At 48.7% G+C, this 18474-nt stretch carries 9 protein-coding genes; 6 read left to right on the forward strand and 3 right to left on the reverse strand.

What is annotated here, in order from left to right; all coding sequences use genetic code 11:
- Position 1: 1 nt before the first annotated feature.
- The 5 genes from NH568_RS13505 (at position 2) to NH568_RS13525 (ending at position 9006) form a co-directional block, all read left to right on the forward strand.
- On the forward strand, positions 2–970 hold the full coding sequence (locus tag NH568_RS13505) for an ABC transporter permease (RefSeq protein WP_235411245.1): 969 nt from the start codon (positions 2–4) through the stop codon (positions 968–970).
- The gene (locus NH568_RS13510) at positions 963–1736 is read left to right on the forward strand and encodes an ATP-binding cassette domain-containing protein (RefSeq protein ID WP_138544617.1); all 774 of its coding nucleotides are present in this window, start codon (positions 963–965) and stop codon (positions 1734–1736) included. The genes NH568_RS13505 and NH568_RS13510 overlap by 8 nt, the downstream gene beginning before the upstream one ends.
- A gap of 196 nt (positions 1737–1932) precedes the next feature.
- Positions 1933–3531 (forward strand): glycoside hydrolase family 3 protein, encoded by a 1599-nt coding sequence (locus NH568_RS13515; RefSeq protein WP_253048114.1) that lies wholly within the window; start codon positions 1933–1935, stop codon positions 3529–3531.
- 167 nt (positions 3532–3698) lie between these two features.
- Positions 3699–6290: a TonB-dependent receptor gene (locus NH568_RS13520; RefSeq protein ID WP_253048115.1), complete on the forward strand. Its 2592-nt coding sequence runs from the start codon at positions 3699–3701 to the stop codon at positions 6288–6290.
- Between the two features lie 541 nt (positions 6291–6831).
- Positions 6832–9006, forward strand: a complete 2175-nt coding sequence (locus NH568_RS13525) for a carbohydrate-binding protein (RefSeq protein WP_253048116.1) — start codon at positions 6832–6834, stop codon at positions 9004–9006.
- A gap of 427 nt (positions 9007–9433) precedes the next feature.
- Here NH568_RS13525 and NH568_RS13530 read toward each other — a convergent pair whose 3' ends face one another.
- Together NH568_RS13530 and NH568_RS13535 are read right to left on the reverse strand one after the other, a co-directional pair.
- Positions 9434–13483, reverse strand: a complete 4050-nt coding sequence (locus tag NH568_RS13530; RefSeq protein WP_253048117.1) for a hypothetical protein — start codon at positions 13481–13483, stop codon at positions 9434–9436.
- A gap of 279 nt (positions 13484–13762) precedes the next feature.
- A complete protein-coding gene (locus NH568_RS13535; RefSeq protein WP_253048118.1) occupies positions 13763–14731 on the reverse strand; it encodes a class 1 fructose-bisphosphatase in 969 nt (322 codons plus the stop codon).
- 159 nt (positions 14732–14890) lie between these two features.
- Here NH568_RS13535 and NH568_RS13540 point away from each other — a divergent pair, with 159 nt between their 5' ends.
- Positions 14891–17317, forward strand: coding sequence for a zinc-dependent metalloprotease (locus tag NH568_RS13540; protein ID WP_253048119.1), 2427 nt, complete (start codon positions 14891–14893; stop codon positions 17315–17317).
- A 57-nt stretch (positions 17318–17374) separates the two neighbouring features.
- On the opposite strand, the gene NH568_RS13545 is transcribed toward NH568_RS13540, so the two are convergent.
- Positions 17375–18406, reverse strand: coding sequence for a heme-binding protein (locus NH568_RS13545; RefSeq protein ID WP_253048120.1), 1032 nt, complete (start codon positions 18404–18406; stop codon positions 17375–17377).
- Positions 18407–18474 lie beyond the last annotated feature (68 nt).

Below are 18474 nucleotides of genomic sequence, written 5' to 3' on the forward strand. Positions count from 1 at the left end.
CATGAGCGTTAATCAACTACCTTTGCAGCAGCTGAAGTTGCTGGCAGTAAAACGAGAGTTCTTTATCTACTATATATTCCTTGCAGTGATGCTGATTTTTGCAGTTGCGCTGCATGATACGGGCTTTTTTAGCCTGACCAATTTTATGAACATTGTGCGCCAGACTGCGCCCATTACTGTGATGGCAGTGGGCTTGACCTTTGCACTGGCGGTGGGTCATATCGATCTGTCCATAGGCTCGGTTGTCGCTTTATCAGCCCTGGTTGGCGCTCTGCTATTACAACATGTGGGTATTCCGCTTGCGGTCCTGGGGGCGCTCAGTGTGGGCCTGGTCGTGGGTCTGATCAACGGGTTGCTGATTGAGCGGTTACAGGTATCTTCTTTGTTGATCACCCTGGGCACTATGGGCGTGATCACGGGTCTGTCGCGTCAACTGACCAATCTTGAATCGGTACCTATCATAGATCAGACGTTCACTGCGTTTTTTGGTGCTGGTGAGCTGTTTGGTATTCCATCGCTATTTATCTGGACACTGGTGATCGCGGCTCTGGGTTATGTGGTGCTCACTAAATTAGCTTTTGGTAAGCACTTACTTGCGGTAGGTGGTAGTCCTAAAGCAGCACTGGCGATGGGGATTAAGGTGACTCAGGTGCGTATTTACGCTCTGGTTATCTCATCTATGGCTGCTGCGCTGGCGGGACTCTTGTATGCCGGCCGCCTGCATGGTGCCCGTTACACTTTGGGTGAGGCGGATCTGTTGACCGTTATCGCCGCGGTAGCGATTGGCGGGACCAGCCTGTTTGGTGGCCGGGCCTGTATTATCGGTGCCATTCTGGGCTCCTGGTTGATGGGCATGATCAACAATGGTCTGATCTTGTCCGGGTTTTCTACAAATGAACAAATGATAGCCCGCGGCGCTATCCTGATTGTGGCAGTGGCAATTGGTGTCAAGGAGTTGAAAAATGGTTAGAAGTGCATTGGATCAAATCGCCCTCGAAGTCAGGGATGTACATAAGCGCTTTGGCGGCGTTCACGCCCTTAAAGGGGTCAGCTTTACCATTAATAAAGGCGAAGTGGTTGGCTTACTGGGTGACAATGGTGCCGGTAAATCGACTCTGGTGCGTTGTATCTCCGGGATCCACCCGCCGGATGAAGGCGCGATTTTGGTCAACGGCCAGCCGGTACATATCGACTCGCCGCTGGCTGCGCGTGAGACAGGGATAGAAACGGTATTTCAGGATCTGGCCATGGTGCCCGAGTTCGATATCACGGAGAACCTTTTTCTTAATCGCGAGATCCTGCACAAAAATCCGATCCTGCGCCGACTGGGCTGGCTGGACAAAAAAGCCATGGAGAAACGGGCGAAAAAAGCTCTGAACCGACTGAACAGCCGCATTCCAAGTTATCAGGAGCAGATCCACCGCTTGTCTGGTGGTCAGCGTCAGGCTGTGGCCATTGCCCGTGCCGTGAACTGGGGCGCTGACATCGTGATTATGGATGAGCCAACCGCAGCACTGGGTGTTGAGCAAAGTGCCCAGGTCAATGAGCTTATCAATGTGATCAGTTCGCAGGGCGTAGCGGTGCTGCTGATCAGCCACAACATGCAACATGTTGTAGAAACCTGCGATCGTGCAGTAGTGCTTTATCAGGGTCAATCGGTGGCAGATGTGTCTGTCAGTGATGTGACCAAAGAAGATCTGGTCGGGTTGATCACCGGTGCCAAATCTGCGGCATAACTTTTATCGATCCCGAACAAGTTTTATCAATTAAATGGCAGTGACAGACGCTTTGTGCGCACTGAAAAATTGATGGATGTATAACACGGATTGATATCAACCTCGGGGTGCAACTGCGCACTCCTTTAATCTGAACATTGTTTAAATCGGCGCAGTGGCGCTGAGGGCTTTGCTTTGCCGAAAATCAGAGGGCAGTATGGATATTGAAAAGAAAGTTGCACAACTCATAGACACGCTTTGCATAGAAGAAAAAGTCGGACAGTTGTTTGTACTGGCATTTGCCGGAGAGGACCGGGACTACGCAAAGGCGCTGGTCAAGGAGCGTCATATCGGCGGGTTTTATATTACCGACGACAATGCAGCCAACCCCACAAGTGCAGCGCAGTTAGCGCAGGACTTACAACACGAGGCATCACTGAGAGCCTGCGATGCACCTTTGTTATTGGCCGTCGATCAGGAGGGCTCCTGGGGGATCCTTACTCAGTATACCGATCTGGGACCCGGTAATCTGGGTCTGGGTAAGGCCGACAACACGGCACTCACCGCAGATATGTATCAGGTCTTTGCGGAGCAAATGCGGGAAGTGGGATACAACACACTGCTTTCACCTTGTGCGGATGTGAATGCGGATCCCGACAATCCCATCATTGGGCTGCGCGCCTTTGGTGAGCAAAGTCATCATGTTGCCCGGCATGTTGCAGCCGCCGTACGCGGTGTAGAGCGCAGCGGTAGTTTGAGTTGTGCTAAGCATTTTCCGGGGCACGGAGATACCCACAGCGATTCACATCAGACTCTCCCTGTAGTGGATAAATCATTGCAGCAGCTGATGCGCGAAGATCTCTTACCTTTTAAGGCTGCCATTGAATCGGGTGTGCCGCTGATTATGACCAGTCATATCAGTTATCCGCAAATTGATGCCGACCATCCTGCAACCTTATCATCGACGATTTTGCAGGGGGTGTTACGTCAGCAATTAGGCTTTGAAGGCCTGATCATTACCGATAGCATGAATATGTGGTCGATGCGCAAAAACTATGCCCCGGAAGAAGCAGCCATTTTGGCCTTGCAGGCTGGTGCCAATCTGGTGATGCTGAGTGAAGAGCACTACGAGAACAGTACCACACCGTATAAAGCCATTCAGGCGCAAACCATTGATGGCGTCATTGCAGCGGTGAAGCAAGGTCGCTTGCCAGAATCTGTCGTCGATGCACGTTTGCAGCAGGTACTGGCATTTAAGTATCAACATTTTGCGGCTGCACCTAACCCGACCGCCAGTGTTCTGGAAGGGGCCAATCAACTTGCACGCGAAGCGGCTGAGGCCGCCATTCGGGTCGTTCGTAATCGTCATCAGCAGTGGCCGCTGGCTGGCCGCGCGTTTACCCTGGCATTTGCCGCAGATCCCAAAGGCTATGACAGCATAGTAAATAGCCGGGGAATAGGTCCGAACGATCCTAATTCAGCACGAGATGTGATCCTCGAAACATTAGCTGAACGGGGGCGTGAGTACCGACTCTGGCAGCACGATCAGCTGCTGGCTGCACTTCAGGCACCGACTGAACCTATGGCTGAGCCTTTGGTGCTCATCACAGAAGACTACCCGCTGCCCGGAGAGAGTTTCGACGTAGCTGCGCAACAACAGCGTGTAAAACAGGCGCTGCAAAAATGGTCTGATAACGTCATTGTGATTGCCATGCGCTCTGACTATGAGGTGACGCAATATACTGATTTATCGACTTATGTTTGTGCATACTCGAGCCGAGCCGTCAGCGCCCGGGCAATGGCTGAGCTGCTTTAAAAAGCGCAGCAAAACGAAATAATAAGTGCTTGACAATTAGTCAAAATGATTTAATAAATACTTAGTATATCAATTTTACTAATAAAAAATGACAGTTTGATAATAATACAAGCCCGTCGACTCACTGGGAATGAACGGCTTGGGAAAAAGGCAAAGGGGAGAAGAGCATGAAAAATCAGGGCTCAAAGGTAAATATCAGTTATCTGAAATCTAGTTATCTGGCGGTATGTGTAGCAACGGCGTTATCTGGTATGTCGTTTGGTGCAATGGCTGAACAACAGGAAGGTGCGAATAAGGAAATTGAAACAATTGAAGTCAGAGGGATCCGACGCAGTCTGACCGAGGCGCTGAATACTAAGCGTTTTGCTAATTCTGTCGTTGACTCGATTTCTGCTGAAGACATAGGTAAGTTTCCGGATAAGAACATCGGTGATGCAATGCAGCGGATCCCGGGTGTGACTGTGGTCAGAACCTTTGGTGAAGTGAGCGGTGTAACGGTTCGTGGTACTGCGCCGGAGCACAGTATGGTGCTGCTTAATGGTCAGAACGTAGCCAGTGTTGGCTGGTTTGACTTAGGCGGAATGAACCGTAGCTTTAACTTTGAGATGCTGGCATCGGAGCAGATCTCGGGTATGGATGTCTATAAATCCGTTGAGTCTGATATCAACGAAGGGGCGATGGGGGGAACAGTCAACCTGAAGACCCGTAAGCCGCTCGATATGGACTCAGGCACTGTTTTTGCGTCGGTAGAAAATGCCTATCATAGCAATGCAGAAGACTGGTCTCCTGCCTATTCAGGTCTGGCGAGCTGGAAAAATGAGCAAGAAAACTTCGGTATTCTGGTAGCTTACTCAAATGAAGAGTCGAAAGTATACCGTGAAACCCTGTCGACGTTCGGGCCTCCTGGTGCATCTGAGCTGGAAGACAGCGCTGGTATTTTAAGAAAAACCTCATGCTGTGCTTCGTCGATTATCTTTGACGAAGACAGGGAGCGTAGCAGCAGCCAGATCAGTGTTCAGTACGCGCCCAGCGAGACACTGACATTAGGCCTGGATTACAATTTGTTTGAGCTGGAAAACGATCACATTAACTCGGCCATGTTTGCCATCATGAGTTCGGGAACGTTGCAAAGTGACACCGTCAGCGTCAATGAACAGGGCATAGTGACCGGCGCGACTGTGACGGCCTCGGGCCCGGGTGGTGCGCCATTGTTTAATAACAGCGTATTGCGTACGCCCAAGATGCAATCGGATGTGCTCAACTTTACCGCCAATTATCAGTCCGACACCTGGTCGGCAGACTTCGTGCTGGGTAAGTCAACTGCCGAAGGTCGTATCGGCCAGACAAGTACCTGGTGGGGTGACATTACCGAGCGTGCTAACTCAGGCTTTTCTTACAATGTGGATGGGCCGCTGGAATTACAACCTGTCAACTCAGACTACCTGAGCAGCCACGATAACTTGGAGCTGTTCCATGAATACACTTACATCAACTATGAACGCGATAATGAAATAGATTATATTCAGGCCGACTTCACTTTTGAGCTGGACTCGCCAGTGATCACCTCTATTCAGACAGGGATTAAGTTTCAGGAGCAGGTTTTCTCTTATCAGGAAAACAACCAGGACCTGAGTGTTGATGCTATTCGTGCGGGTGGCGAGCGATTGACGCTGGGCGACTTTAACGGCGGATTTGTCTCTGGCCTGCACAGTGCGCAAGGACGTGCTGGCAGTTTGTCGTCGTTCCCGATTGCGACACGTGCCCTGTGGGATTACGCGCGTAGCAATGCGCCTGGTACTGTCACGGTCAAAGATGCTTTTTCCATTGAAGAAGACATTGCCGCAGCTTATGTGAAGGCCAATTTCTCAGGCGAAGGTTTCCGCGGTAACTTGGGCCTGCGAGTAGTGGAAACCGACATTCTCTCTAAAGGCGAAATCAATGGCGTAAAAGGTGAAGTGGATAAAACCTACACCAACTATCTGCCAAGCCTTAACTTAGCCATCGACCTGAGTGAAGACATGATCTTCCGTTTTGCTGCCGGTTCAACGGTTTCGCGCCCTGATTATGATGACATGAAAGTGGCAGATATCATCTCCGAAAGCTTTAAAACGGCGAATGTCGGTAGCCCGGATCTGGACCCGTATAAGTCAGATCAATACGACATGGGCGTTGAATGGTACTTTAATCCGTCATCCGTCCTTGGGGCAACCTTATTTGTAAAGAACATCAGTGACTATATTGAGCAAACGACTGCTGCTGAGTTTTATCCGGGATGTGGCGAAGGTTGTCTGGTAACGCGTTCACGTAACGTTGGCACGGCCGATGTACGTGGTATTGAGTTGCAATATCAGCATGCATTTGAAAATGGTTTTGGGGTGCAGGCAAACTACACCTATACCGATAGCAGCCGCACCGACTCGACGGGTAAGGAAATGCCGATTGAGGAAGTATCGCAAAACTCCTACAACCTGTCGGGTTACTACGAAAACGACCTGTTCAGCGTGCGCCTGGCGTATAACTATCGTGATAACTGGGTCAGGCAACTTAACGGCAGTGGCCTGGATAGCCTGAACGATGCTTATGATCAGCTTGATGCCTCTATTGTCTGGCATGTGACAGACAACATCGATGTGTCGCTGGAAGCGGTTAACTTGCTCAATGAAGCGCTGGTACTCAGACAGCCAACTGCGGGTAATATTGTTCATGCTGTAGATGAATTTGGTACCCGTTACTTTGTGGGGGCAAGCGTGCGCTTCTAACTCCCAGTTTTCCGGGCAGCAACCTAAGCTGTCTGGTGTTTGAATAAGGGAGGTGCCCGCTTCCCTTAGGCCAGTTCGGTTTTAACTGGTCAATCCGCGCGTAACCTGGCAAGGAAGACTTTACAGGTGCGCGGATAGGGGTGCAAACCTGATATTTCCGGCATCTTTGCCGGACAGGTTCTGTGTACCCACACTTCTACTCGGTTAAGGCAGGTTTGCCCGGCTTGCCTTATTTCTTGCCTTTTTATAATTGATTTTATACGTGAAACTTTATTGCAATAAATTTTGTAAAAACAATTGACTTATTATTTTGTGAGCGCTAGCTTGTATATTAGTTGAGCAAATAGAAATGCCTGTTTTGCACATTAAGCAAGATAGGCTTGCTCACTGCCTCAGTGATATTAGCCCGCAATAGATAATTAATGCGGGTTTATTGGTAGGCGGCTTGGGTTGGGTCGCGGTTGTTCATTAAAATTGTTGCTCTAATCGGGTTGGTATTGCTGGGTTTGTTTCGATTAAAAAAATAATGAGGAAACACCTAATGAAATTGAAAATGACAGGATGTGCAGCCGCCGTGATCTTAAGTTGTTCCGCGTCAGCGGGAACGGGCGTGCAGGATTTTTTGGACAGCTTAAGAAACTTCGAATCGGGTATTAACCCTGCGCTTGCAGACTTTTACCTGAAGAACCTGAATAACCCGGTTTACAAGTATGCCAAAGTCTCTGCACCCGGTCGTATGGTGCGTGACTGCTCGACCGGGAGCATGATCCCTGAAGATACCACCATCAATCAGTTTTTTACCAAGCTGGGTATTGACGGAATCTATAACTCACAAACTCCGTATAGTGCTGAGATGTTTAAAACTATGCAGTATAACTCCATGAATGCCTGGGGATTTGTGGGTTATCAGCTGGGTGAAGCCGTTCTGATTGATGCTGGCTACTATAGCCCGAAAGTGGTGACGATTGATGGCAAAGAGTACGACAGCTTCTACGTGTTTGTGGAAGACAGCACCTGGATTGGCTGTAAAACCGAGGCCCTGGTTGAGATTGTCGGCTCTGGTGGTAACCAGATCCAGGCAACAGATGTGAACCGCTGGGAAGGCACCTTTGTCGGTAAGAATGGCGTCAACTCATTCGCTGACCTGCTGATCCCGGATAATCAGGAACTGGTGATGCGCGATGCCATGCGGTTTAACTATGGCGTGATGACGCAGTTGCTGACCGATGCCAACATGACCTGGGAGCAGGCACTGGCGAAGAGCTGGCCGGGCACAGACGACAATGGTAATCCAATCACAGTGCAGGCGACTATGTCTGGCTTGCTGGCTGCGGCTCACTTACGTGGCGCCTGGGGTACTGCACGATTGCTGACCAAGGATGAAATCACCTGTGATGAGCTGGGCACCTGTATCACTAAGTATGTACACAAGTTTGGTGGTTACAACACTATCTTCGACACGCCAGCGGATGATGTGATTGAAGGGTCAAAGTACGATGAAAAGCTGTCTGCGGGCTGGGGTAACGATTTAGTGCTGCCCGGTGGTGGTGTGGATGTTATCGAGCTGCATGAGCAAAGCGGCTCTGTGACCACAGTGCGCGATTTCACCGTGGGTGAAGACCGTATTATTCTGCGCGACTGGCAAACGGCTGCACCGCTGAGTAACCTGTCAGTCTCTGATGTGGCTGCCGGTGCTGAGCTGGCATTTGCCGGTCAGCGTGTGGTACTCGAAGGCGTATCGGCTGCTGCCGTTAATGTGAACACCGAAGCGGTGATTGCCCAGTCGGATATCTATGAAATTGCCTGGTCAGGCAAGCAGACTGTGACCGGCTTTAATCCGCAATTGGATAAAATTCGTGGCACGGCGGGCATTGGCTTTAAACATCTTAAAGCGTATGAGACCGATACGGCATTAGTGGTGGGTGTGCAGGCCAAAGATGGTGGTATCTACAGTTCGGTTGAGCTGGTTGGTCTGACGATTGCTGACTTGACACCAGACATGTTTGATAACGTCACCGGTGGTTACGACCGTCTGGGCTTTATTGTGCCGCTGAACAGTCAGAACTGGGGCTGGAATATGGCACTGACCGTGAACAGCTTTGACCCGGCCAAAACTGTGATCAGCATGCCGCTGTTCAACTATACCTTCTCTATGCTGGTGCTGACGCAGGAAGGCGCGGATACGGTGATCACACTGGACGAAACGGCATCAAAAGGCGATCAGAAACGTCTGGTACTGAAAAACACCGATGTGAACAGTCTGAGTGCTGCCAACTTTGACTATGTGTCTGGTAACTTTACTGACGTGGTGATTGACGTACCGGTATTCTATGACATCACGGCCACAGTGGTGGGTACGGGTGGCAGCATTTCGCCGACACCAGATGCAAACGGGGTGATCAGCGCTAAGGGCAACACCGACTTCACACTGACCTTTGTACCAGACAGCGGTTATCGCGTTGCGACATTGAAAGTCGATGGCGTGAGCGTGACAGCGCAGTCAAGCTACACCTTCCCGGCACTGTCTGCTGCGCACAGCGTAGAGGTGACCTTTGAACCTGGTAATGCCTGTCCGGCACCCTGGAATGCAGCAGATGTCTATACGACGGGCGATCAGGTGACCTTTGAAGGCAAAACCTATGAAGCTAAATGGTGGACGCAGGGTAATAACCCGGCCTCACTGGGCCCATGGAAAGAAATTGCCAATTGTCAGTAATGACGCAATTTGATTAAGGGCAAGCCATGGCCTGCGCAAGCGACCATGGCTTTTTTGATCTGTGTGGCATGGCACCTGATTACAGCGAATCTGGATGGGGTCGTCATCTAGTGAAGCGCTGTGGTGATTAGCCACTTCTGCCAACTGCAAAAGAAGGTTATAAGGAGAAAAAAAGAGGGAGATAAAAACGCCATGGCGGACTTATCATGGCGTTTAGAGCATGTGATATTCCATACCTGCTCTTGCTGTTCTAGTGAGTAGGTTAGACTTCATCTGACAGGCAGTATGAGCGAGAAACGGACAGTCTGACAAACACGTTTGTGGACAGAAACGTGATAGATTAATTGCTCAATAACTAGTTATATGGATTAGAAAAAGTATCAATAAATTAAAGAGCCAGAGGCAAAACCTACAAGCTACATCAGTTTTACTTAGGTTTAGAAACATCCAGAACAAAGACATCAATTAGCCCTTTTAGTTCTGCGGGCAATTGTTCTTCAATACTGCTTTTTAGTTCCTGAGCACTACTTATCTCATGCCTTTTTCGCCCTGCAACCTCTTCATCTACACCAAACCAAATAACAAGGTAAATACCTTGATGTTCAGCATCAGGGTGGATTGAGTAACGTTCGAATAGCTGAGCAGAGGCAGCCGAATATAACTCACTATGCCATTGTCCCTTTGCCTCTATAACGAGTAACCGCCTTTTACCGTCAATCATCTTAGTTGCAGTTATATCAATCCTATTTTGATTCTTGGTCTGATGTTCGGGCGTAACTGAGATACTTTGAGGGTGGAGTACCAAGTTCAGTCGTTCGGCAATGATCTCGACAGAATTAACTTCATTTAAATGTATATCACACCCATTTTTATCTTTCGTATAAAAACGACTTGCCGTATTGAACTCGCCTCCGTCAATATCCTTTTGATAGTTTATCAACTCTTGAATAACGAGTTGGCGTAATCCTTCAACCGTAACTACAGCGTTATTGTTCAATAAATCTGCTATTTTTTGAGGGGTAGGGGGGGCGAAATCTCTTAGAGCTTTCTTACGCAACTGCTCTGCCTGTATGCTTGTTAACTCTCTATAAATATCAACATAACGTTTATCTTTTAAAAGTCGACTAAGAACAGAGATTGCTGCATCGTGACTGTCGTTACCAATTGTCCAAATGAGCTCTGTCAGAAACCTATATGCCGTTTCTCCAACAGGGCTTCCAGTTCCCCAACTGCTAGGAAGGTACACCTTTGGCCATTGTTTAAAGTAGGCTTCAAGAATAGCTTCTACCTTCTCAGATGTTAGCTCAGGCCAATATGAATGGTGGCTCCGATTCATTCGACCTGAACGCTCATTAAACAAAAGTACTGAGTTTTTATCAGACCTTAACCAATTCAAATACGGTTTTGCCACTTCTATATCCAGGAAGTAGAATGCTCGAACAAACCAGAATTTACGCCTTTGTTCGAGTTTTTCATCAGCTGTTGCATCGGGCCACTTAGATAAAAATTCAGAACAACGAACAAGAATGATTTCATTCAGTTCTTCTCGTTTTCCGTAATGAGCCGCGAGTTCAAAAAGAGAGTCCAGTGCATAGGGTTCAATCGCATTGAAACGACCAAGCCACTCAATTGATAACTTTGCTCGTAAAGGACTGAATATGTTGTCGTACTTTAATAAGTCGACCTCAGGGTGGGCACACTTAGATTGCGCCAATTGAGGCTCAACGTATTGACGTAGAAATTGCTCGGCAGATTCAATATCAGGAAAAATTAAGCGATCAACTTCAGTTCTAAGAGCATCGCGTTCACCTTCATCAACAGCAGAATGTCCCATACTTAAGTTTGTTCTCAGTGCAATTAGCAACGAAGACTTGACGCCTTCCAAGTTTCCACAATCACGCATGATTTCAAGGCAAGCCGCGAAAAGGATGGTTTCAACGAATAAGCCCTTAGAAGCGCATTGCAATTCAGCTAGCTTTTGCAGATTAGGAACATCTGATTCAATAAAGTCGAGGCAGTTTCTCAGCGCATTTCGAACAAGCGTTTCATCACCAAACTCAGGTTCTATACGCTCTGGTTGCTCCAGTACGAGTCCAGCAAAACGAACCAAGCAATGCCAATGTCGTCCACCTTCAATCAGAGCACGGTTTTCCTGAACAAATTCGATATTTTCCACATGAATTTGTCTAGTTTTCTTGTCATGGCGTTTTATTAGTCGGCGATGTTTGAAATTCCACTCTCGATCTTCCTTTTTGTCCCAAATAGCCGTTTGCCTATTTTGAAAAGCCCAGCGCCTCATGAATTCAGTTTTTTTAGAGGCTTGAACACGCATATGTCGACGCAAATAATCAGGCCCTAAGTCTTCCTGTGCACGGTGATAATTATGTCGCGGCATAAAACTCACCCACAATTCGAGGTTATCGCTCATAAACGCCAAATCAACAATAAACTTATGATCATCAAGATTTAGACGAAGACCGGCATGTGAGCAATGCCCACCAAACTTGTGTACTTTAGTTTGGAAAATCTGATCTCTATCAGTTAGCTTACCGAAAACATGAGCAATAATTTCTTGACGTAGGGCATTATCTTCCCGAAGTAATTTAACCGAGTTGATATCTTGAGTATTTACTTGTTCTGGAAAATTAAGATTTTCAATCCATTGCCAGACACGCAACGGCTCAAAAGGTGGTTTAGCTAACTCAAAATAGCGATCCAGCATTGAACCAATGATTTTGCTCACCCCAGTTCGACAGTCACATTCATACGCTTTTTTTCCACAGGTGCAGGCTAAGCCTTTACTCAATGAATCTAACAGCCATTCGATGACCTCCAAAGTTAAACAAGATATTAAACGCTTAACAAAATAACGCCCTCCTATTTCTCTCTCAAAACGCTCTTTATGACTAGGATATAGGTTGATGCAACTTAGAAAGAACACTTCAAGCTCATCCGGACTAAATGTGTCTGGACCAAGTGTTTTGATTACATCTGCTGCTATATTCAGAGATGAATGACTAGCTTCAGCAATCAATTCTTTCAAATCTAAACGGAAGTCGTAATCATCAATCATTAACAGGCAGCTCTTAGCTAATACTCGAACTTGTTTAGTTTCACTTGATGCTAATAATAACTGACGTAACTCTTTGACTAACCACTTTGCGGCCTTAGAGCCTATTAAGAGTTCAAGAAGCAAACATCTCAAGTGCCCATCACTCTCATCAGTGATAATTGGCTTAATCTCTTCTATGGTTTCTTGTGTAAATAACCCCGCAACGCTAAATCTACGCGAGAAGTCTCCCCTTCGAAAATACGGGTCAGAAGCTTCAACTTCCCTCAATCGTGATAATAGAAGCCTTTTTGACGATAGCTCCAGTTGAGAAGGGTCACCATTCGCAAGCACAGCATATGAATCAAGTTCAATTGCGGCTTCTTCAATTGCTTTATCGCCCAATGCAGCGATCCAACCAAGCAAGCCACGCAATTCATCTCGAACCGTGGAGTTTGGAGCTATAATAGGCAAGCATTGAAAGAACGTTAAAGGATCTGATGGGTTGGATATACGCTCGATGAGATAGTTTGCCGCACAATATTCAGCAACTATTTTGTGAACAGGGCGATGCTGGTCTGCATTGTCTCCGGGCTTAAAAAGACGAGTTGCTAAGATACAGTTGACGTCGACATTATTAGAGCTCAATAACGAACCAACTAACGGGTACATCCTGTTTTCGCTTGCTTCGCTTACTCCAATTCCCTCAGCACCGGACAACAAGAGTTTTGCAAAAATTTCTGAAGATAGGCTGATTTTTTTGTCACTTGGGAGAGCTGAATTAGGCTTGGTTTTAGCATTAACCTCCCTCGCCAAGTGTGTAACGGCTTGAGTAAAAATCGAACGCTTGTTGGCAAAATGTTTATTGCTCTCAATATATGCATCTGCAAACATCTTGAGGAATTGTGGGTTTGGGAGTAGTGGTTCCAACGCAAACCTAGCAACTTCAGCCTGAAACTCTACAAAATCACCTCTATTTGAATGGTGACTATAAATCTCCCGTTGCTCTGATTCATCAAACTCGCAAAGCCTAGCGACCAAAGGGGGGTAGCCGATAAACTGTTCAAAAATACTTGTGGCTGAGTTGTCCCATTCACTGGATCTGCTTGAAATAATTACATTAGTTGGGTTTGCCTTTGAAACATTAGCAAGTAGCTTATGGATACCAGTATTATCAATCTTAGCCAGTTCATCAAATGCATCGATAACCAGAGGAACTCCTTCTTGGTTTGTCTCTACGTAACTAAATACACTTGCAGTTACCTCTCTCCCTCCTAGTTGTTTAGCCAGACTCTTCAGAAGCTCCGTTTTCCCACCCCCTGGTTCAGCCAAAATGACAATGTAATTCGAAGTTTCTAGCAACTCAGTCTCTGAGTATGTTCTATCACCACTAAAGAGTTTGCGTTCGAGGTAAAGGGGCTGATTCATAAAAACAAAATTCGCTCTTGAAAGTTATCATCAAGTTAGTCTGCTAAAAGAAAGGTATGAAGTACAAGCTATTAACATTCCTGACATGTAGATATGCTACCGGTAACATAATCAGCCATTAGTTAAATTTGGTCAATGAGCAGAAGAAAGAGTCTACTTGAATTTTGATGCTAAACAGTTTTGGGACAAATGTAAGTTAGAGCCGAGTGCCAGATCTGATTCAACCCTGAAATCAAATCTGGCAGTTCAAGTAAGACTTATTCTCGTTAGGTACGGGGCTTACTTATGATACCCAAGACACGCTTCGACTTCGTTTTTCGAGCCTAAGATCACCGCTACGCGTTGGTGGATATGTTCCGGGTCGATATCCAGAATGCGTTGCTCACCGGTGTGAGCCAGACCGCCGGCTTGTTCTACCAGCATGGCCATCGGGTTGGCTTCGTACATCAGGCGCAGCTTGTATGGCTTTTCCGGGTTTTTGGTGTCGGCCGGGTAAGTAAACAGGCCGCCGCGACATAGCACGCGGTGTACGTCACCTACCATGGCTGCAATCCAACGCATGTTGAAGTTTTTACCGCGCGGGCCGGTGTCACCTGCCAGCAGGTCATTGATGTAGTTTTGCATGGCCGGTTGCCAGTGACGTTGGTTTGACGCGTTGATGGCAAACTCTTTGGTGTCGGCCGGGATCTTGGCAAATTCTTCGGTCAGCAGGAAACTGCCGTGGGTTTTGTCCAGCGTGAAGATACGGGTGCCTTTACCTGTGGTCAGTGCCAGCGTGGTGCACGGGCCGTACAGTACGTAGCCTGCGGCAACTTGCTTGTGACCTGGCTGCATAAAGATAGCCGGATCGGCCGGATCGGCATCTGCCGGCGCTTCCATAATAGAGAAGATGGTACCAACCAGTGAATTGATATCGGTATTCGATGAGCCATCCAGCGGGTCGAATGCCACAATAAACTTGGCATCCGGGCTGCCTGCTACCGTGCCTTCCTCTTCTTCCGAGGCAATGGCCTTAACATAGCCAGACTCCAGCAGAATGTCTTTAAGTAGCTGGTTAGACAGTACGTCGAGTTTCTTTTGAGTTTCGCCCTGAATGTTTTCATCCAGCGTTGAACCCAGCACGCCTGACAGTGCGCCCTGACCGACGCGGAAAGAGATTTCTTTACAGGCAGCCAGAATGGTTCTGATCAGTGAAACCAGTTCACGGGAACAGCCGTCTTCAATTAACACCGGTGGAAGTCTACGCATAAATTTTAGTCCTGATAACGGTTATGTTGCAGCCCCGACAGAGTGAGAGAGCAGGCCGCAAACAGCGCTGAATTTTGTCCTAAATAACTGTATTTTGTATACGATTTAATATACAAAAGGGGTACCAGTCATCTAACCTCAAACAACAAAGATAAGAAAATGCGAAAAACACGCTTTGCACCTCACATGTTCTCGGCTTTGCTATTGGCTATGATACCCCAAGCGCACGCCGCAATTAAGTCTATTGATGAATTTACTGACAACTTCAACCATTTTCCCGGGTTCTATGCGTTTTACAGTGACCCATCCAGTGGCAAGATTTATCTGGATGTGGACAAGCTCTCACAGCCATTTTTGTTGCAGCACAGCTTGCCGTATGGCGTCGGCTCAAACGACATAGGCCTGGATAGAGGTCAGCTGGGCAGCACGTATCTGGTGCAGTTCGAACGCTTTGGTGACAAGGTGATGTTGCGCGCACTGAATACCTATTTTCGTGCCAGTGCCGACAATCCGGCGGAGCAGCAAAGCCTGAAAGAGGCGTTTGCCTCGAGCATTTTAAACGGCTTTAAGGTGGTAGCCGAAGATGACGACAGCGTGCTGATTGACTACACCCCTTACTTATTATCGGATGTGCATGGCGTATCTCGCACCCTGGCGGCGCGCAAGCAGGGCAGTTACAGCCTGGACGCCAGCCGCAGCGCGACCTATATGCCGCGCTCTAAAGCTTTTATGAAAAATACCGAACTGGAAGCAGTCCTGACTTTTAAGGGCAGCAAGCCCGGTGAGTATGTGAAGCAGGCGGCGGCGAACCCTTATGCGGTCACAGTCCACCAGCACCACTCATTGATCGAACTGCCGGATGATAACTATCAGCCCCGCGCATTTCATCCGCAGTCGGGTTACTGGAGCATAGAGCATAAAGACTACTCGGCACCGCTGAGCGAGTCTATGTATGTGCGCTATATCCCGCGCCACCGTTTAAACAAAAAAGACCCGACGGCAAAAGTATCTGAGCCGGTTGAGCCGATTGTATATTACCTGGATCCGGGCGTACCTGAGCCGGTGAAGACTGCGTTACTGGATGGTGCACGCTGGTGGGATCAGGCTTTTGAAGCGGCGGGTTACAAAAATGCTTTTCAGGTCAAAGTGCTGCCGGAAAATGCTGACCCCATGGATATTCGTTACAACGTGATCCAGTGGGTTCACCGTGCTACCCGCGGCTGGTCGTATGGTGCATCGGTGATAGATCCGCGCACCGGCGAGATCATCAAAGGTCATGTGACGCTTGGCTCATTGCGGGTACGCCAGGATATTCTGATTGCCGAAGCCTTAGCCGCGCCATTTGTTAAAGGCGATGAAGTGACGGAGCGTCTGCATGCCATGGCGCTGGATCGTATTCGTCAGCTTAGTGCCCACGAAATTGGTCATACCCTGGGGATTGCCCATAACTTCTCGGCGTCGGTAAAAGAGCGCGCCTCGGTAATGGATTATCCGCACCCGCTGGTGGGCATGAACGATCAGGGCGAACTGGACATCAGCAAAGGCTATGCCACCGGTATGGGCGAATGGGATACCCAGGTGATCAAATACGGATACAGTGACTTTACCGCACAAGACGAAGCCCAGGCACTGGCCGCCATTCTTGCTGAGAACAAGAGCAAGGGCCTGGAGTTTATCTCGGATGCTGATGCCCGCCCGAAAGGTGGCGCCCACCCGACCGCCCACTTGTGGGATAACGGTGACGACCCGGCTGCTGAGCTGACTCGGGTACTGGATATTCGTCAAAAGGCGCTGGCCCGTTTTGGCCTGAATAACATCAAAACCGGCGAGGCCCTGTCACAGCTGGAAGAAAAGCTGGTGCCGCTGTACTTGTTCCATCGCTATCAGGTTGAGTCGGCAGTGAAGCTGATTGGCGGTGTAGACTATGACTACGAAGTACGGGGGGCGCACACACCAAAAGGGGCACAGGTGGTTGGCAAAGCCAAGCAGCAGGCTGCATTGGCCGCATTACTGGATACCCTGGCACCTGAACAGCTGATGATCCCAGAGTCGGTATTAGCACTTATTCCACCCAAAGCCTATGGCGAGTATAAGACCCGGGAGAGCGTGAAAGGTCGCACGGGTCTGACGCTGGATGCCATGGCGTTGCCGGAAGTAGCGGCGCAGCATACTTTGAGCTTATTGCTGAACCCAGAGCGACTGAATCGCCTGGCACAACAGGGGGCGCGCAATGATGGCAACCTCAGTAGTGACGATCTGCTGAACACGGTGTATCAGCATGTTTTTCAGCCGAAAGCGGAGTCGGGCATGGCAACTAAGCTTGCGCAGCGAGTGCAGTTTCTAACGGCTTATCACCTGGCAACGCTTAGCAGCAGCGATAAGCTGGCACCAGAAGTTCAGGCGAAGTCGCGTTATTACCTTAACCAGCTGGTGGAGCAATACAGCAACGACTCTTTGTTTGGTGGCACCAGTAAAGCGGATGCGTTTGAAACCTATCTGGCTGATCGGGTGGCACAGTATCTGAAAAGCGGCAAATGGCCTGCGGGCTTTAAAGCCTTGCCGATGCCGCCGGGCTCGCCCATCTAAGCGAGTTTAGAGAAAAACCGGACTGAGTGCAGTCCGGTTTTTTTATGCCTGCTTAGTTTAGACTTTTTTAACTAAGGTATTGGTAGTGATGTGCGGGAAGGTGACAGTCTGCCCCTGAATGGGGATCTCCATGGTGATATTTTGCGAGTACTGTAACTGGGTAAAGTTATCACTGCCATCGAGTGATTCCAGCCAGTAGCTGATGGCGTAACGGCTGACGTTGGCGTGCTGTTGTTCAAAGCCAATGTTGGTGACCGGAATCCCTGAGTGGGCGGTATCGACTTCCAGCAGAATGAACTTCTTCGGTGGCGAAACTTCCAGTGCATTGGTCAGCGGCTGGTTGGGGTTCAGGGTAAAGTCCGGATTCAGATTACCGACACTTTTGGTGCTGTACTGATCTGTGCTGACATCATGGGGCAGACCCATAGGGAGTACGTCGCTCTTGCTCAGCACTGGAATGGTCGGCACACCTGTGCCAGACTGGAAATGGCCGCTGGCAAGAATGGAGTTACCATGTGGCACCGACATTTGCTTGATAAAGTCATAGGCTTGTGTGGGCGGCACACTGTTAGGCACGGTTTCAGTTCCGATCCCCGGCTTGTCGCCATTGCCATAAGGCCCCAGCAGTTGTTTTCGATCGGTCAGGAACAGTAATGAGCCATTTTCGGCATGCACCAGCTGATCCTTGGCCGGACCATCGGCAAAGTAGACGCGCTGCTCATAAAACAGGGTATTGGCAACCTGAGTGCCTAAACCACCCCGGTTAGGCGCCGTGCCGTGAATGGCTGAAAAGGTCAGTTCTTCGTAATAAGAAAAGTTTTTCAGAATATAGCTGGCTTCCTGGGGCAGTGGCATCAGGCAGTAAGAAAATGGCTTATCTGTGCCACCCATGCCAGAGTTACCCAAAGGCTGATTGGTCCATGTGCCTATCAGATATTGCAGCGGACCAAGCTCAGTGGTGGGGGCTGGCGGGTTGTCCTGTGCCGGATCGATCAGCAAGGGCTTAGAAAGATCCGGGGGCGTTACATCAGTCATAGTGGTCTCCTCATTGATTGCTACTGGCATCTGGGGGCTTATCCCGAGTGCCATAGGCTGATCCCTTCAGTGACTGCACGAAGGCAACGGGATCCCTGGTCGCCTTCGTCTGCACTCAGTAA

It is taken from the genome of Pseudoalteromonas sp. XMcav2-N (assembly GCF_024124545.1).
Classification (GTDB): Bacteria; Pseudomonadota; Gammaproteobacteria; order Enterobacterales; family Alteromonadaceae; genus Pseudoalteromonas.